The organism is Paenibacillus plantarum, from assembly GCF_013141695.1.
Classification (GTDB): Bacteria; Bacillota; Bacilli; order Paenibacillales; family NBRC-103111; genus Paenibacillus_E; species Paenibacillus_E plantarum.
This window is the reverse complement of record NZ_WHNY01000067.1, coordinates 213,360-231,036: the sequence shown is the minus strand read 5'-3', so window position 1 is coordinate 231,036 and position 17,677 is coordinate 213,360. Positions and strand designations below refer to the sequence as shown.

The following is a 17,677-nucleotide window of genomic DNA, read 5'->3' as shown; positions in this document are numbered from 1 at the left end:
TTGTTTGATATAATGGACATTGAATTTAGTATAAAAGCGGTTCCAATATAGTGCCATGTACATAGTTTTGTTCTAAAAAGAAAAAACATCGGGGGATGTCATGCCATGCACTACTCTCTTTCGCGATTATCCACATTGGATGTCAAATGGGCGGATCTTTTCGATGCAAATAACCCCCATTTCTTCGGTCAGCATCATAATCCCTATTATGAGCTTATCGTCATTGCTGACGGAACGGTGCATTTGCAGACTGCTGATGAACGTATGACCTTACATGCTGGGGAGTCGCTTCTTTTGAAGCCTTGGGAAACGCACACTGGTTGGAATTCCCAAGAACGACAAGGTCAATTTTTTTGGGTGCAATTTTCCTGCAATCCTACCCTTAATGAATTCGTGCTGGATCGAGCCGCTGAGCTTAATATTGTCCATGCCGAACGAACCGAACTTAGAACCACGGAAAACCTGCATGAAGATTTGCTTGTTATCCCACGTCAGTTTCGTTCTTTGCAACGTTTTAAATTGCTCGGCTTGTTTGAAGAGCTAGTCGAGACAATGAAACAACCGACGGGCTATTTTCGTTTTCATGCCACCTTATTACTTGGTGAAATCCTTCGTCTTATGGCCAATGATTTTTTGAAGCAAAGCCAATTGGACACCGCTTTCTCCGCTTCCTACCTTACATTTCGCAATCTAGTCAATTACTTGAATAATTTTTACGATTCGGACATTTCCAAAGAGACATTAGAACGATTGATGGATCGCAAATATGAATATCTCTGTCAGGTGTTCAAAAAGTATGCCGGAACGAACATCCACAATTATATCCACCAACTCAAAACCCAACGCGCCAAACATCTGCTGCGCACTACAGATAAAAGTGTTCAGGAAATTGCCAGTGAAGTGGGATATCCGGATCCTTTTTACTTCAGCCGTATGTTCAAAAAGATCGAAGGTGTCGCTCCTCTGCATTATCGGAATAAAGAGCCGATGGGGTAGACGTGGTACAACAGAAATAAGGAGCTGTCTAGTAGAAATTCAACTACTAGATAGCTCCTTATTTTATCAAATCCAGCTAACGAATCGCTATGGTAATACAGTATTTACCTGAAGGCTGGTAGTAGCTTGAACCCCACCCTCCGCCGTCGCTACTGTAATTGTCGCTACCCCAGCACTTAAAGCCGTCACATTGCCCGTCTGATCCACGGTCGCAACTGTTGGATTACTCGACGTCCACACCATTTTTTTATTATTCGCTTCAAGCGGCATAACGGTAGCTTGGAGATGATAGACGTTATTCGTTACGGTATCTAATGTCGCATTTGTCACAGAAAGCGTTATGCCTGTGACAGGTACATACATTGTCACCAATGTATCATCATATAAAGCGGATGTGTAATAAGTTCTGAATCCAATGGCTCCGTTTCCTATCGCAGTATCTGTGACTGAAATTTTCTCATCCCCATTCAGATAGCCTTTAATCGTAGAACCATTCACCAAGATCTTAGCCGCATACCAAGTATCTAAGCTGAGCGTTTGGGATACGGTCGCCAGTATGGTCCAGTTACCAGCTTGTTTTTTCAATATTTTCAACTGGTTGCTTGCTCGATTTAGTTGGAAATAATACATATTATTACCGTTCTGGTATCGGAACACCAGGCCTGCTCCTGAACTTCCCGGACCTTCCGAGGTCATTTTGATTCTCGACTGAACGGCATAGTTGTTCCAACTCGTGTTCCCGGTTGATACTAAATTTTCCCCAGAATTTGAATTGGCTGCCAACAGCTTGTTGATGCCATCTGTCACAACCGTCCAAGTACCAAGCACTTGAGTCCAACCAACGGAATCTCCGTCATCAAAATTATCACTGAAAAGGCTCGTGCCTGAAAGTTCTTTTACACTTACATCATCGTAAACAGAAGAGATGTTGTAAGCCTTAAATCCAATTTTACCCATGCTAAATGTCGTATCTGTCATATTAATCTTCTCCACGCCATCTAGATAACAGATGATTGAGGATCCATTAACAAATACCTTAACTATGTACCATTGATTCAGTTCAATCGGTTGAGATACCGGTGTACCTATTGTTGTCCAAGTGCCCGCTTGTTTTTTCAAGACTTTTATTTGACCATCCGCTTTATTAAGTTGAAAGGCATACATATTATTAGCATCTTGGTATCGGAAAATGAGACTTGCTCCCGTTCCCCCGCTTCCCTGGCCTGTCATTTTAACCTTCGCTTGAACCGAATAATTCGTCCAGTTCGAGTCACCTGCTGCAATCTGACCATCTACAGATGGTATACTGAGCACTTTAGAGCCCTCCGGCGCTACATTCCATGTTCCTAGCAAGGAGGCCCATCCTGCGGAGTCTCCATCTTGAAAATTATCACTAAACAAGTTGCGATCATAATACTTATCATATTCATAGACCCAAGTACCAGAGGAAGTGCCTACATATACCCTTGACAAATTGGGGTGGAAGGCTACCTTCCATATATCCTTGGTGCCTTTAAGCCCTTCGACGACCCGCCAGTTCTGACCGCCGTCCAATGTTTCAAATAGACCTGCGCTAGGCGTTAAACCTTGATTATCTGTCCCTCCTGCTACGAGATGCAGTTGATTACTAGGATCCTGTGCGATATCAAAAATAGGTAAAGAGCCACTCAAGCTTTTGACCAAGCCATTCGATTCATTTATATTCGTTAGCGTACTTCCATCAAGACGATATAGCCCCGATGCAAAGCTGCCTATCCAAAGCCGGTCCGCCACAAATAGATCCGGTACGATATTCTGAATACCGCTGATTGAGGAAGTAATCGTTACCCATGAGGAAACACCATTTATTGGCGAACCACCATTCGTTGACTTTGAAATAACTCCTCCATCCGCTGACCATACTACATCTCCATTGAATGGAGACACAGCGGCAATCCCTTTATCTAATTGGCTCCAAGTAAGGCCACCGTCTATGCTTTTATTTTTACCTGCATAAATTATGTTATTGTTCTGCGGGTGGTACATAATCACGCGAGCTTTCGAAGTCATCTGTGTTCCTGGAATCTGTGTGAAATTCAGCCCGCCGTCATGGCTTTCTGATAGGATTGTATGCGAGCCCCAATCCCCGATATTGATGAACAAATGCTCCGAATCCTGAGGATCGCGTGCGATCGCATGGACAGTCCTTTGCCCCTCATACCTGGGTTCAAAGCGATCTTCCATCAAGTATTGAAACATCGGATACTTTTCTGTACCATATACGTTGGATTTTACAAGACCTCGATCAATGGCTGCAATATAGATATTTTGATTATCCGTAGGATCAAATAGGAATCCACTGGCACGTAGGCCTGAGAAACCGCTGCTGGACGGGTATAAATTTTCTCCTCCATCCTTGGATTTATAAATCTCGTTATCCAGCGGAACCCATACGATATTCGGATCTGTAGGGTGGGTAGTAAAGGCTTCACTAAACCATCCCCAGTTATCTCTCATGAAAGCGGTGCCATTATTAACAGTGGAAGTGTGCCATGTTACTCCCATATCTGTGCTGTATCTCAAACTATACTGTGAATTTCTAATGGAGAGATATAATCTTTCATGACCATAGGCATCCGGTGCTCCAAATAGAAGTTTGGTAAACTTCCCGCCTGTTGCAACATCGAGTCTAGGCACTTGCAAGTCCGTCCATGCAGTGCCTGCATTGGTACTTGTATACACTTTGCCATCTGCAATGGCGAACCAATGATTGGCATTGGTCGGATCTTCCGTAATGCTGGCCGTTTCTAATCCGGAAAATCCCGTATTTTTCGCCACCCATGTCGCACCGTCATCCGAACTGACTTGAATGCCAATTCCATATGTCGCCGCCATGACGGTTCCGCTAACCGAATCTACAAATAAATCACTAATAGCTTGGTCGATTAGACCGATATTAGTCCAAGTACCTTTCTCACCATTACCCATAGATTTGAAAACTCCCTTACTATGTGAGGCCACGTAGATCGCTCTGTTGCCATTACTCTCGATCCCTCCGAAACGAATCAGCTTATTGGTAGATTTTCGATAAAACGATGTGGTTAATACCTGTCTCCAACTCGCGCCGCCGTCTGTACTTTTCCATATACCTGCCAAATTAGATTCAAGATTAGTACTGGTGGAGGAATGCGGCGAAGCTGCTACGTAGGCTATATTTTCATTATCAGGATCAAAGGCGATATCCATCGTCCCCATCAAACCAAATCCCTCATTGCTTGATTTCCACGTTGCACCTCCGTCCTCGCTCTTCCAAATCCCTGAAGTATCTGTTCCTATAAGTAAATGCTGTGGATTTGTTGGAGAAACGGCCATCGCATAGACCATTTGCGCGGCCTCTCCACCTTTATACCCGATAGCCGCTTGCTCTTGAGGCATCATATGGTATTGCACCCACCAAGGCGTGTCATAGCGAGTTGTTGTCAATGCATCAATATCCGTCCCAGCTGGTAAAGAAATGGGTGATATGTGCAATTGCGTCATCGCTTCAGCCTGCTCTGTGAAAGGATTAAACATGAACATCAGCATGATGATTAACATGCCAGCCAACTTTGTTTTCATTTTCTTTCCTCCTTGTATGTTTATCAAGTATGATCTCTATTCATCCCATCCTTTAATTTGTTTACTTTCTAGGTTCTTACCTATCACCACCCTTCCGACGTTCGGGACGCAGATTACGAAATGTGTTAATACCCGGCTGCATCAACTTTGCAAGGTGTTCCCCCATCCGTATATGCCCATAATCAGATGGATGAATTAAATCCGCGGTCAATGAGGAAAAATCAGTCAACACATCGCTTCCTTCTATTACATATAGATAAGGATGGTTTTTTCGTGCTGCATACTCCCTTAACACTTCATTGAATTCCATTTCCCGAACTGCTAATAGATTGTCGCCATCCTTGAGAAAAGTTGATTTGTTTGGATAGATGGTCGTTATAAAGATTGGATCATACGGATGCATCGTAATTACGCGATCCAATAAGTAGCTGACTCTATCACGAAACTCAGCCACGGTATAGACCTTACGCATGTTGATACCAAGCTCGAAAAATGCGATCTGCCAATCGTTCCGCTCGGCAATAAAATCAGCAACTTCCGGTTCACACAGGCACGACCCGCTCAAACCAAGATTCAGCACATCGAAGCCTAGGCGGTGCGCTGCATGTTGGACATAACTGTTATAGTTGCTACTTGCTCCCTCCCCCTGAGTAATGGAGGAACCGTAAGCAATCATCTTTAACTCGGGTGTCTCTCCAGGCTGTGGCAGTACCACTGGATAATCGGTTGCATCGATTCCGTGAAGAACTGCCCTGAAGCCATCGAAACAGATTCGCCATACACGAAAGGAAAACGTATTACTCTCTAGAAATCGTGGTTCAACCTCAGTGAATTCTTCTCGACTAACTAAGTCCAAGGTGCTGATTATACCTGGCAGCAAGGTTTGAACAGAATGAAAAAAGTTGCCTTGGAATATCATGACCTTCCCCTCTGTTTCAAGCGAAGAAAGCTTGATCTGAACCCGGCTTGCTTCGGTAACAAAGCGCAGCTCACAACCACTGGCCAATGCTGCGCTGGTTCGTCCCCAGCCGCTTATCGCCGTACGCACCGACTGAGGAAATCGTTGCAATTGCTTGCCAGGCATGCCTTCTCTCTCCTCCATTTCACAAATGTTGTGAAAAGCCACTCCGTTGATCATCCCTTATCCTCCACTGTCCTCAATATTCATGCCCTCTCTGCCGTTCACTACAGAACAATAGATCCTCCACTTTGTAACTGATGACGCAATGACTGCACATCCACATTGGCAAATCCCTTCTCTTCGGTAAGGGCAATGTAAGCCGCAACACCCGCCGCTTCGCCCAATTGATTCATATTGACCATGACTCGCACACCGCCGAAAGCTTCCTCATCAATGTCCAACATCCGGCCTGCCACAATCACATTCCTGTATGGACCCTCAGGTAGTAAACTGCGATACGGAATCTGATAAAAAGTAGGATTATGCTCCGTCATCTCCCGCCATCTTCCGATCTCCTTCGGATAACCAGGCCGGATATAGGCTTGCTCACCGTCTAAATATTTGAAGGTAAGACCTGGCTTATCCTGATGATGAATATCGATACGATAACTCCCATTCGCAATTGCGTCATCGAATCTTCGACCATAAAGAACGTCTTCTCCCGTCAACTGATAGTGACATGCGATATGGCGGGTTTCACGTGTCCCTATATAGGACGGAAGTGATACGAGTGACATCCTGTCACCTCTACCATACGTATGGACAAGATCCATAATCGCCCTCACTTGCCGACGCCCCTCCATTTCGCTATAGGTCAATGCCTCGCCATCTGCGCTGTTGGCATGGTATACACGCGTACCTGCATACATATGGACATCAGTAGATCCCGGAACCTGAGTCCCCCATCCAAAACCTTCTGGAATCCCAAATTCATCTTTATGTTTCAGCAACAAGTACGGTAAGTCGATCCCTTCTGTCCCTTGCTCCCATCCGCTGATCTTTGCACACGCTGTGGAAGGTTGAAAATGAGGGGAAAGCCTCTGTGCGACTCCTAATCGGTCACAAAGATCCCCATCCCCAGTCGCATCAATAAATAACTTAGCCTTAATCGCCCCGCGACCTGACTTATTTTCAACAATAGCAGCCTGAAGTTCGCCATTTACTACATGGGGAGATACGAACATCGTGTGTAAATATGCCTTCACATTCGATTCCTGAATAAGCCGGTCTAACTCAATCTTCAGTTCTTCCGTGTTGAGCATATACCCCGCGGAATGATTCTTCCTCTCCTCGATGACCCCGCCTACGCGGTCCAACCGCTCGATGGTCTCCAGCGTTAAGCCGGCAATGATCTGTTGATCAAATTCCGTATTTTGCAGTGAATGCCAAATATTAACCAAGCCCGATGTCGCTACACCACCGAAAGCGTTCTGTTTCTCAATAATAACGACACGGGCTCCCAGACGAGCAGCACGCACAGCAGCAAATACTCCCGTACAGCTTCCCCCTAATACACATATATCCGCTTCATAAAAGATAGGAATTTCCCTTGCTTCCTCACGCAATAGCATTTCCTTCAACTCCAACTCCATATTTAAATAGGCATGAATGAGTAAGCAAAAGAATTGAACCAAGCTCATTCGCTTGGCTCAGTTCCTTTTTACCCACTATTCAGCGACTAGTTACGTTTGATTACTTCTTTTTTGTAGCGAGAAACTCATCAAACTGCTTCTGCTTCTCAGTAAGAATTTTATCAACACCAGCAGCCTTCAATTTCTCGAGATATTTCGGAAGAATCGTATTCGGATCAACAGCACCGGTATTTAAAGCACCAGAAAACTCAACTTTCACAGAAGTCGTTGCAGCAATTTCATTTTTAACAGCAGCCGTATCAAATGTAAATCCTACAGCTACTGAAACAGCGGCTTTCTTATTGAATTCGCGGAATTTATTCCACTTTTCTGGATCTTCGTTCTTCCATAAGTAATTCAAGAACTGACTACCGAACATCCATGCTGCACCAGGCAAGTATTTATTGCTTTTCGGATCGTTACCAGGTGCGATATCAATGACATTATCGTTTACTTTCACATAGTGCACGCCCTCGATACCGAAATCGAGTAAATTCAGTAAGTATTTATCCGTATGCAGCAAATTAATAAACATCATGGCGCGCTCTGGGTCTTTACTGGTTTTTGAAATCGCGAGCATCGAGCCAGAAGCCGTTGATGAGCTGGTCCATGTCTTCATCGTCTCTACCTGCACAAACGGATAGCCTGAGGCTAGACTAACTTCTGCATCCTTACCTGGTTTTAGTGGTGTAACAATGGCAAATACATTCCCAGCTTTTACTTGTGTTTCTGGCGAATTTTTCGTCGTCGGCGCGTCTTTGTTGATGTATCCTTTCAAGAACCAGTCGTGCGTCAAATCTAATTGTTCTTTATCTTTCTGTTGCTCCTGTGTGAGTACAACCTTCGTACTCGGAAGCGTTCCATCAATAGCCCCGAAGGAAGTAGCCCCTCCCATGTAATCCCATGTGTTTAGATGCTGTACAAGATTGTTGCCAGCGTCGAGATACAACGGAGTCATGTTCGGTTCATTCTCTTTAATAATCTTGAGAAATGGCTCCAAATCTTTTTCTGATTTAATAGTTGAAAGGTCCATTTTATATTTCTCCACTAGGTCTTTTCTCAGTAAGAATCCACCTGAAGTGGCCATTTCTTTATTTGTGGGAACAGCGTAAATTTTGCCCTTAATTCTCGCACCATCGAGCGCACTTTGACCAAGTGTTTCTTTAATGCCCTTGCCATATTTATCAAGTAAATTTTTCTCTTCCAGGTCAACGAAAGCTCCCTTGGTTACGTTCGTGGCATATGAGTTCCAATTGGCTGCGAACAGAATGTCCATCGGTTCACTAGAGGCAATCATCAGATTAACCTTATCTCCCCAGGAGCCTGAAGAAATCGGGTTAATATCAATCGTTGCATTGATTTTTTTAGTTAAATATTTGTTCATTTCTGCTACAACAAGGGCTTGATCTTTTTGAACCTCACCAGGGTAAATCAATTTTATTGTGTAGGGTGAGAGTTGAGGTTCTACCGTAGGGCTGGATGAGGATAGAGCGGCCGAAGATGATGTTTCCTTATTCGTGCTGCACCCCGTCAAAAAAATCGCGAGAACCATACTAACAGATACGGCCAACAGACTAGCTTTTTGAATCCTTTTCATGCGAATCCTCCCTTTTGTTTGTATACAATTTGATATGAATTACGTAGTCTAGGCTAGATTCAGCCTTTTACAGAGCCTACGGTCAAACCTTTAATAAAAAACCTTTGAAAGAAGGGATACGCAAACACAATCGGACCCACGCCTATGACACACATAGCCATTCTCACGCTTTCGGTTGGTAAATTCATGCTTCCACCTGCTTGTGTGAATCCTTGCTGCGCTTGGATATTTGTCGTCATAAACTGAATATTCAGCATGGCTTTATACATTAAGTACTGGATGCTTATCGTTGTATTATCCGTAATAAAAACAAGACTTAGAAACCAATCATTCCAATAGTTTAGCGTGCTGAACAAGGCAACAGTGGCTAGTACCGGCAAGGAAAGCGGCATCACAATGCGGCTAAAAATAGTCGTTTCACCAGCACCATCTATCCTTGCCGATTCGATCAAAGCAGGTGGGATTGTCGTTTGAAAGAACGTACGTATAACCAGTACGAAAAAGGGTGAGATCAGCAAAGGAATAATTAACGCCCAGATGCTATTTTTTAGATCAAGGAACTGCGTGTAGACAAGGTACCAGGGTACCAGACCACCGTTAAAGAGCATGGTAAAAAACATGAAAAACGTAAATATCCTTTTATGAGGAAAATCATTACGTGAAATGGGATACGCGAACAAGGACATAATAATCACACTAATAGCAGTACCTGCCACGGTAACAAGGACCGATATGCCATAGGATTTCACAATCTGATTGATGTCCAGAAACATGAACCTATAAGCCTCTAAACTGAAGTGTAAAGGTATAAATCGATACCCATCCGTCAGGACTGACTTTTCTTCTGAGAAGGATACCGAAAGAACAAGGATGATAGGCAATAAACAACAAATGCTGTACACCCAAAAAAACAAGCTAATGATGATGTTCGCCTTACGAGATATTGCGTTAATGGGATTAAATGACGGAGCCTTATGGGGCTTAACCGTTTCGATCACTTCCAAGCATGCCACCTCCTTTATTTAAAATAGTGCGTTCTCTTTATTAATTCTTCTAACAATATAGTTAGAGAAGAATACCATGACGAAACCGACAAGGGATTGGTAGAGTCCTGCTGCAGTGGACATCCCTATGTCTCCCAACGTAATAAACGTGCGATATACATAGGTGTCGATGACATTCGTCGTGGAAAATAAAGAACCTGAATTCAGGGGTACCTGAAAGAATAATCCGAAGTCCGTATAAAAAATTCTTCCAATGGCTAGCAGCGCTAGAATAATGATGATTGGGACGAGCGATGGGAGCGTAATATGAATCATTTGTTTCCATTTACTAGCTCCATCCAGTGTGGCCGCTTCGTAATATTCATGATCGATGCCAATGATGACAGCTAAGTACATCACCGTTGAATAACCAATCGTTTTCCAAGTATGAACAAATGACAAGATATATGGCCAGTACTGAGGCTCGCTATACCATGAAATCGGTTTCAACCCAATAAAAGGTAGCAGCGTGTTATTAATGAACCCGTGCTCCGTACCTAAGAAGCCAAAAACTAAATAACTCGTCACAATAGCAGATAAAAAATAAGGGAGGAACATTGTACTTTGAAAAAATTTCGAAAGAAGACGGCTTCTTAATTCATTCAACATAATGGCGAACGAAACGCCGATTACGATATTAAGAACAATAAATAGCGCATTATAAAGCAAAGTATTCCGCGTAATAATCCATGCATCGTTCGTTTTAAACAGATACGTGAAATTATCCAATCCTATCCATGGACTTCCTAGAATGCCATCCGTCAAATTAATGTTCTTAAAAGCAATGATAATGCCGAACATAGGGAGATAGTTGTTGATGAGTAGGACTACCGATGCTGGCAGTAGCATCAAGTAAAATACCCAATAGGCTCTAAATGTTTTCACTGGCATGCCTCCTGTGCTGCTGGTTGATAGCTTAATTATAGGAGGAGGCAACTTGTGAAACTATCCGATACATGACCTGTTGGTTAACACTTTCATGACATTCTTGGTTAGTCTATATCATCCGATGATTTCACCATTTTGCGATAATCTTGCGGCGTGAAAGAGGTCAACTTTTTAAACATTTTTCCAAAATGTGAGAAGTGAGAGTAACCGACTGCCTCCGCCACCGTAGAGATTTTCAGACTTGTTTCTTCTAAAAGCCTTTTGGCTTTGTCGATGCGGATCTGCAAAATGTAGTCGGCTAGTGATAACCCTGTTTCTTTCTTAAACAGCCGTGATAAATAGGCTGGATTCAAATGCACATACTGAGCAATGTCTTCACGCGTAAATTCCAAACTAATATTTAATTCCATATATTGCTTAACGGATGCAATGACTCCGCCATTGTCGCTATGGCTCTCTCGATTGAAGTAATCCATTCCTATAGCCGCGATACGTTTCGCCCACAGACTGAAATGGACCATCGAGCGAATGGCTTGGGATTCGCTGCTCAGATCCTTTAGGGAATAAATCGTGTGTATAGAATACCCTTGACTATGAACGGTGTTATAGATCATATGGATATATCCGTGATAGAACGCTTCTAACGATTCAGGTGGGATTACTTCATGTTTCCATCGTTCCACAACTTGATCCAACTTGTTAAATAGTTCGGTCTTTCTCCCTGTTTCAAATAACAAGGACCATTCACCAAAATCAAGCAGCGGTATGACCGTAACAACATCACGGCGCATGTGTTCAAATTTAAATACGACGCAGCCTACAGTCATAATATTATTGCGCTCCAGCTTCAGTAAATCACGATACTCGGTTGCTAGCTTATTTAAAGCTACGGCATCACCGACATAACATGACATACTGCATTCAAAATATTGTGAGCACGCATCCAAATAAAGCTGGCAGCAGCGCTGCAGCTCATCGTGTGATACTCCTACTTGACCATTATCGTAAAGCAATACCACATTGCCACCGTTGCCGTCTTGAATAACATGGCCATTTCGATGATTTAACAAAATTTCCGCAGCAACATTACGCACGGCGTACCCCATAATTTCTTCATCACGTACACTCATCTCTTCTTTCCAGTATTCAATATTGATGATAATCGGGATTATCCTATCCGTTGGGGAAAGCGGAAGCTGATACAGATCAAATGCAGCTGCTAAACGCTCGGGGTATAATGGCATACGCTCGTTCAGCACATCTTGCCAGAATCGCTCAACCATTAACGGTAATTGAACAAACCACTCTTTATAATACTTTTCCAATACTTTACCGTATTGCTTCTGCTCATTGCTTTCGCGAACAACACCTAGGGCTTTGCCTACAACCTGCTCCAAATGTTCATTATCGACAGGCTTAAGCAAGTATTCAAAGCTGCCAAGATGCACCGCCTGTTGCGCAAATTGGAAGTTGGCATGACCGGATAAGAAAATCGTTTTAGTTAATGGCGAGTGTTCTTTCACCCATTTGAGTAATTCTAAGCCACTTTTTCCGGGCATATCGATATCTGAAATCATGATGTGAATGGGGTGCTGACTCAGTATGTCAATGGCTGTTTCAACATCATACGCTTCAAACACAGCAGCAAAGGACCCCGACCAATCGATCGACTGCGTGATGCCTTTTACGGTATACATTTCGTCGTCCACTACCAGAAGGTTATACACGTTCATCTTCTCCTTTATTTCGACTTTCCTTTATTAAAGGAAACCTCATTTGCACCGTTGCGCCACCATCCGAGCCATTACATAGCTTGATTCGAGCCTGCCCGTTGTAAACGATCTTCAATCGACGACATACGTTCCATATCCCAATATGGTTTTCGTCTCCAACATCCATATTGGCCTCACTCGACAACAAATAGGTTAGCATCTCATCTGCGAATCCAACCCCGTTATCTTGAATATGAATATCAAAATACAGCTCTGGATCTATGGGATCCGGTGCTGCCGTAATATGGATGCGAAACTTTTCTCCTCTTTTCTGAAATCCGTGAATGATCGCATTTTCAACAAATGGTTGAATAATAAGGGCTGGAATTTCAAAGCTCCTATACACATCGGGAATTTGTATGCTTGTCTCCAATACGTCAGGAAACCTCAGTTGCTGAATTTCCAAATAATTGCGGATATGCTTGACCTCTTCCTCGAGCGAAATGAAGTTCCGATTGTTCCGCATGATAAAACGAAAATATTCGGCTAAATGCATCGTCATTTTCTGCACCGTTTTATAATCTTTCAGTGCTGCCAAATAATAAATGATATTCAACGTGTTCAAGTAGAAATGAGGATTAATCTGCATTTGCAGATGCTTCATCTCTGCGGTTTGAGCTCGTAGCTTTTCCTCGTAGACATGGATCTTCAAATATTTAATTTGGGAAATCATATCATTGAATGATCCGATTAAAGAGGCAAATTCATCAACCCGGCTTTCCTTCAATCGAATCTCAAGATCACCCTGCGCGATTTTCCGCATACCATTCATTAAGTTGGCCATCGGTACAAAAAAAGCTCTGCGCAGAAACAATAAATAAACGGAGAGAATGAGAAGACTTCCAATCGGTATAAAGTAAAGCGCTGTTTGAAAAAAAGGAAGGTTTTGAAGTAGGGATTTCTCTGCAATGACAGAAACAAAGGAGATCGGTACCCATTCGGACTTGCTGCCAATAACAAGGTAATTCTGTTTGTTTTGTTTATCCTTAATGATCTGGTACGATTTATCGGCCAGTTCTGCCATCATCTTAGGAAGCGTTTCTGACTTGGAAATAAGCCACTCATCGTTAGAGAGAATTTGTCCCTCGTCGGATACAATGTAATACCTTTCATCAACGTTCCCATTGTTGTCTTGCAATGGCGCCATCATCGTACCTACATTAATCCAAGATCCCATATAGATGTCTTCATTTACGCTCACCATTTTAACGATGGCAAATCCGGCGGTCGTTTGGACCACCTGCCAACTTTTCAATTGTTGTGGGGAGATGTTTTGAACGAAACGAGGGAGCTCCTGATTAATAACTCTCGTGATTTCCATCGAGGTATCTTGAACAGCGAATATTAAGTCTTGGTTTTTCTGGGAATACACAAAGAAAGCATCAATTGTATTATAAAAGCCAATATCTTTCGTAAGCTTGTTGGTAATACTAACTTTGTTCAGGACATATTCATCGCTATCTTTCGCGTAATCTTTCAATAAATAAATATCTTGCTCTTTATCGAGATACTTATAGATATAATTACTAGCTTCCTTCATAGCTCTATCCGCTTGCAAAACAAACGTGTACAGCACACTGCTTTTGGAATTGGATATTTGATTGTGTAAAACGGTCATCGAGTAATAATTGCTATAGAACAGAAAAATGACTAGCGGAGCTGTTGTTAAAATAAACCAAATAATAATCTTTTTTCTCAATGAATTGCTCATGACTATTCAACTCCTGCCGAAAAGGCACTAACCCGTCCAACACAGAAATCGCGCGTTCTGGGATAGTGCCTCCAAGTCACCCTATCATTTCTCATTTTTATAACGTTATTACTTAATCAATCCTTTTTCCTTAAAAGCCTTTTCAGCCTCATCCACATACTTCTGTAATTGGTACGTCGTGTTCAACGTTTTTACAAAATCGTCGAACTGGTCAATGGGACGTTTTCCATAAATAAATTTAATGATTTCTTCATTCTCGAAACGATCCTTATCGGATTTGTTTAAACCGTCAGGAATCTTGGAGAAATTGTTATACACTTTGATGTACGGCAGGTTAATAGCAAAATCGATGTACTCTTTCTGTTTCGGGAATTTCGTATACAAGTAGGGCAGCTCATCACGGCCGGTCAACTGTAACTGGAACGTCGTTCCAAGCTCAGACACGGCTGGAAGCGGTTTGATTACATCGCCTTCTTTGGTATAGTGCGTACCTTCAAAACCGAACATGACCAAATTCTGACCTTCGCCTGCACCTGTGATGAAGTCTAGGTACGCCAACGCTTTCTCTAATTTTTCTGGCGTTTTCTCGAGCGCTTTTGGAAGAGCAATGCGCCAGTCGGCTGCACTGTTGTCAAACGCTCCGTTAAACTTACCTCCAGGTCCAACTGGCGGCTCTATCGTTATGAATTTGGCGTTAGGATTCGTGTCTGTGGTAAGCTTCACAAACTCATCCTTGAACATATCCGACCAATTCGAGTAAATAACACCTACTTGACCCTTCTGAGCTTTGGTAGATGCCGCATTCCCCTTGTTGGTAAGAATATCAGGATCGATGGCACCAGAATTATATAGATCATTGATAAATTTGAGCGCTTGCTTCATTTCCGGCTGGGAGGTGGAGTAAACTACTTTATTGTCTTTAACCGTTAGATTCCCTTCCGCTGATGATGCTGTACCATAGCTAGCGCCAAAAGCTCCGAAGAAGGGTGCAAACACATCCAATCCAGTACCCGTCAGTCCGTAGGTGTCTTGCTTGCCGTTCCCGTCTGGATCTTTATCATGAAAGGCTTTAATGACTGTCGCCAATTCGTCCAGCGTCTTAGGGATCGGCAAATTGAGTTTATCCAGCCAATCCTTCCTTAGCATTAGGGTCCGATAAGGAACCGCTGCCCGTTTAGGAAGCGTCATTTGTTTACCATCGACTTTACCTTTCGTTAAATCAGCGGCACTGTAGGCCTTTTTAACATTGGGCATCTTATCCATGTAACTGGTTAAGTCTAGAATCGCCCCTTGCTTGGAAAATTGCTGCATTTGGTCATTACTGACGGTGAAAACATCCGGTACATTCCCAGCGGCAATTCGGACGTTGATTTGATTGGCGTATTCATTGTTATTGCTGGTTTGCATCACGTTGAAATCGAAATCCACACCGAGCTTTTTGCCGATTTCAGCTTGAATTTTCTTATCGACATCACTTAATCCCGTTCCGCCAATTAGTACACTTAGTTTAACTGGCGTCGTTGATTTGGGGGATGCTGCTGGCGCTGCAGTTGCACTGCTAGGTGCTGTTGTACCACCTTCTGTCACAGACTCCGTTTTTCCACAGCCACTTACTACGATACTGAACGACAAACCGATTACTGCACATAGCTTGAATGAAATTTTCATAGAAACATCTCCCCTTATGATCTTACATATATGTTAACTGTTATCCCTTCACTGCGCCAATAAGCATTCCTTTGGTGAAATACTTTTGGATGAACGGATAAACAATTACAATCGGAAGTGCTGTTAGGATAACTCCTGCCATTTGCAAGGTTGTGGAGGGAACTGTATTCTCCAAATTAATCTCAGCTGACATGGATGAGGTCAAAATGCTTCGCAAGACAACTTGCAGCGGATATAAAGATTCATCCGTAATATATAAAATAGAGCTGAAAAACTCATTCCAATGCATAACCCCATAGAAGGTACTGATTGTTGCAACCACGGGTACGGACATTGGCAACAGAACACTCACCAAAACTTTGCTTTCAGAGGCTCCATCTATTCTGGCCGCTTCCAGAATTTCCTCCGGAATATTCTCGAAGAAGGTCTTTGTGATTAAGAGTGAAAAGGTTCCTACTGCTGATGGGATAATCATCGACCATACGGAATTCAACAATCCAGTCTCTTTGACGATGAGATAGGTCGGGATAATTCCGCCATTGAACATCATCGTGAACAAGATCAGAAAGAGAATCATTGATCTCCCAGGCAGTGTTTTCTTACTTAGGGGATAGGCCATGAGCACCGTAAGTAAGACATTTAATGCGGTTCCAACGATTGTTACAAAAAGGGAAACGCCAAAAGCTCTCGGGATCGTTGCATCCTTTAGAAATAGTACATACGCTTCGAATGAGATATGCTTCGGAATGATGATGAAACCACCATTTTTCATGACTTCGCTGAATGGTGTTAATGACATCGATAACACGTATAGCAAAGGAAATATAAAACAGACAGCCATCAGTAAGAGAATGACATAAATGACCCCTTCAAAAAATCGTTCCTTCCAATCCATCACCATATGCTTCCACCTGCTCGCTTGGCTAACGTGTTTGCACCAAGGACTAAGACCAGTGCAATGACTGATTTATAAAGTCCTACGGCTGCACCTAAACTAAAATTGAACTGCTCTAAGCCTGTGCGGAATACCCAGGTATCGATAATATCGACTTTTTCATACACCTGAATGTTGTACATCACGTAGATTTGTTCGAATCCGGCATCCAAAATGGTTCCGAGACGAAGGATTAACATTAGAATAATGACATTGCGGATACCAGGTAACGTGATGTGCCAGATCATCCGAATCCGTCCTGCGCCATCTACCCTTGCTGCTTCATATAAGGTTGAGTCAATGCCAGCGATGGCTGCCAAGTAAACAATGGTACCCCACCCTAGATTTTGCCAAATATCCGTCCCAACGATTAGGGATCGAATCCACTCATTGGATGTAAGAAAGGGAATCGTCTTCATTCCGGAATTTTTCAAAATCATATTCATAAGTCCATCTGCTTCCGAGAATAAGGCCAAAGAGATCCCGAAAATAATGACCCACGAAATAAAATGCGGCATGTACATAATGGATTGAATGACGTTTCTGAAAGCCTTCCATCGGATCTCCGATAATAGAATGGCTAAAATAATGGCAGGCGGTACAAGCCAGAAGAGCTTATATACACTAATGAGCATCGTATTGACCATAATTTGCGTAAAGTACGGTGAATCATAGAAATATTTAAAATGCTTATACCAGGGATTTGCCCAGGGACTGTTCCAAATCCCACCGGATATATTGAAATCTTTAAACGCAATAATGGCGCCTCCCATCGGTACATATTTGAAAATAAAATAATACATAAGGCCTGGCAGCAACATGAAGTAGTGTACTTTATGAAGTATGATTCGCTTGTACATGGGACTCACCTTTCTTCGC

Annotated in this window: 12 protein-coding genes; 1 reads left to right on the top strand and 11 read right to left on the bottom strand. The window is 42.8% G+C overall.

Annotated features, from left to right (window positions below; genetic code table 11):
• The first annotated feature begins 105 nt into the window (after positions 1–105).
• Positions 106–996, top strand: coding sequence for an AraC family transcriptional regulator (locus tag GC096_RS24115; RefSeq protein WP_171633832.1), 891 nt, complete (start codon positions 106–108; stop codon positions 994–996).
• Between the two features lie 87 nt (positions 997–1,083).
• Here GC096_RS24115 and GC096_RS24110 read toward each other — a convergent pair whose 3' ends face one another.
• The 11 genes from GC096_RS24110 to GC096_RS24060 form a co-directional block, all read right to left on the bottom strand.
• Positions 1,084–4,593: a 3-keto-alpha-glucoside-1,2-lyase-like domain-containing protein gene (locus GC096_RS24110; protein ID WP_171633830.1), complete on the bottom strand. Its 3,510-nt coding sequence runs from the start codon at positions 4,591–4,593 to the stop codon at positions 1,084–1,086.
• 76 nt (positions 4,594–4,669) lie between these two features.
• Complete coding sequence (locus GC096_RS24105) at positions 4,670–5,731, bottom strand: SGNH/GDSL hydrolase family protein (protein ID WP_171633829.1); 1,062 nt, start codon at positions 5,729–5,731, stop codon at positions 4,670–4,672.
• Between the two features lie 47 nt (positions 5,732–5,778).
• A complete protein-coding gene (locus GC096_RS24100; protein ID WP_171633827.1) occupies positions 5,779–7,194 on the bottom strand; it encodes an FAD-dependent oxidoreductase in 1,416 nt (471 codons plus the stop codon).
• A gap of 52 nt (positions 7,195–7,246) precedes the next feature.
• Positions 7,247–8,782 carry an ABC transporter substrate-binding protein gene (locus GC096_RS24095; RefSeq protein ID WP_171633825.1) on the bottom strand — a complete coding sequence of 512 codons (1,536 nt, stop codon included), beginning with the start codon at positions 8,780–8,782 and terminating at the stop codon, positions 7,247–7,249.
• A 59-nt stretch (positions 8,783–8,841) separates the two neighbouring features.
• Positions 8,842–9,780: a carbohydrate ABC transporter permease gene (locus GC096_RS24090; RefSeq protein WP_312886345.1), complete on the bottom strand. Its 939-nt coding sequence runs from the start codon at positions 9,778–9,780 to the stop codon at positions 8,842–8,844.
• 24 nt (positions 9,781–9,804) lie between these two features.
• Entirely contained in the window at positions 9,805–10,716 is a 912-nt protein-coding gene (locus GC096_RS24085) for an ABC transporter permease (RefSeq protein ID WP_376769519.1), read from the bottom strand.
• 101 nt (positions 10,717–10,817) lie between these two features.
• Positions 10,818–12,440 (bottom strand): response regulator transcription factor, encoded by a 1,623-nt coding sequence (locus tag GC096_RS24080; RefSeq protein WP_171633823.1) that lies wholly within the window; start codon positions 12,438–12,440, stop codon positions 10,818–10,820.
• Positions 12,433–14,196, bottom strand: a complete 1,764-nt coding sequence (locus tag GC096_RS24075; RefSeq protein ID WP_171633822.1) for a sensor histidine kinase — start codon at positions 14,194–14,196, stop codon at positions 12,433–12,435. Before GC096_RS24075 ends, GC096_RS24080 begins: the two co-directional genes overlap by 8 nt.
• A 108-nt stretch (positions 14,197–14,304) precedes the next feature.
• Positions 14,305–15,864: an extracellular solute-binding protein gene (locus GC096_RS24070; protein WP_171633820.1), complete on the bottom strand. Its 1,560-nt coding sequence runs from the start codon at positions 15,862–15,864 to the stop codon at positions 14,305–14,307.
• 40 nt (positions 15,865–15,904) lie between these two features.
• Positions 15,905–16,765 (bottom strand): carbohydrate ABC transporter permease, encoded by an 861-nt coding sequence (locus GC096_RS24065; protein WP_171633818.1) that lies wholly within the window; start codon positions 16,763–16,765, stop codon positions 15,905–15,907.
• Complete coding sequence (locus GC096_RS24060; protein ID WP_171633816.1) at positions 16,759–17,658, bottom strand: ABC transporter permease; 900 nt, start codon at positions 17,656–17,658, stop codon at positions 16,759–16,761. The genes GC096_RS24065 and GC096_RS24060 overlap by 7 nt, the downstream gene beginning before the upstream one ends.
• Between the last annotated feature and the right edge of the window lie 19 nt (positions 17,659–17,677).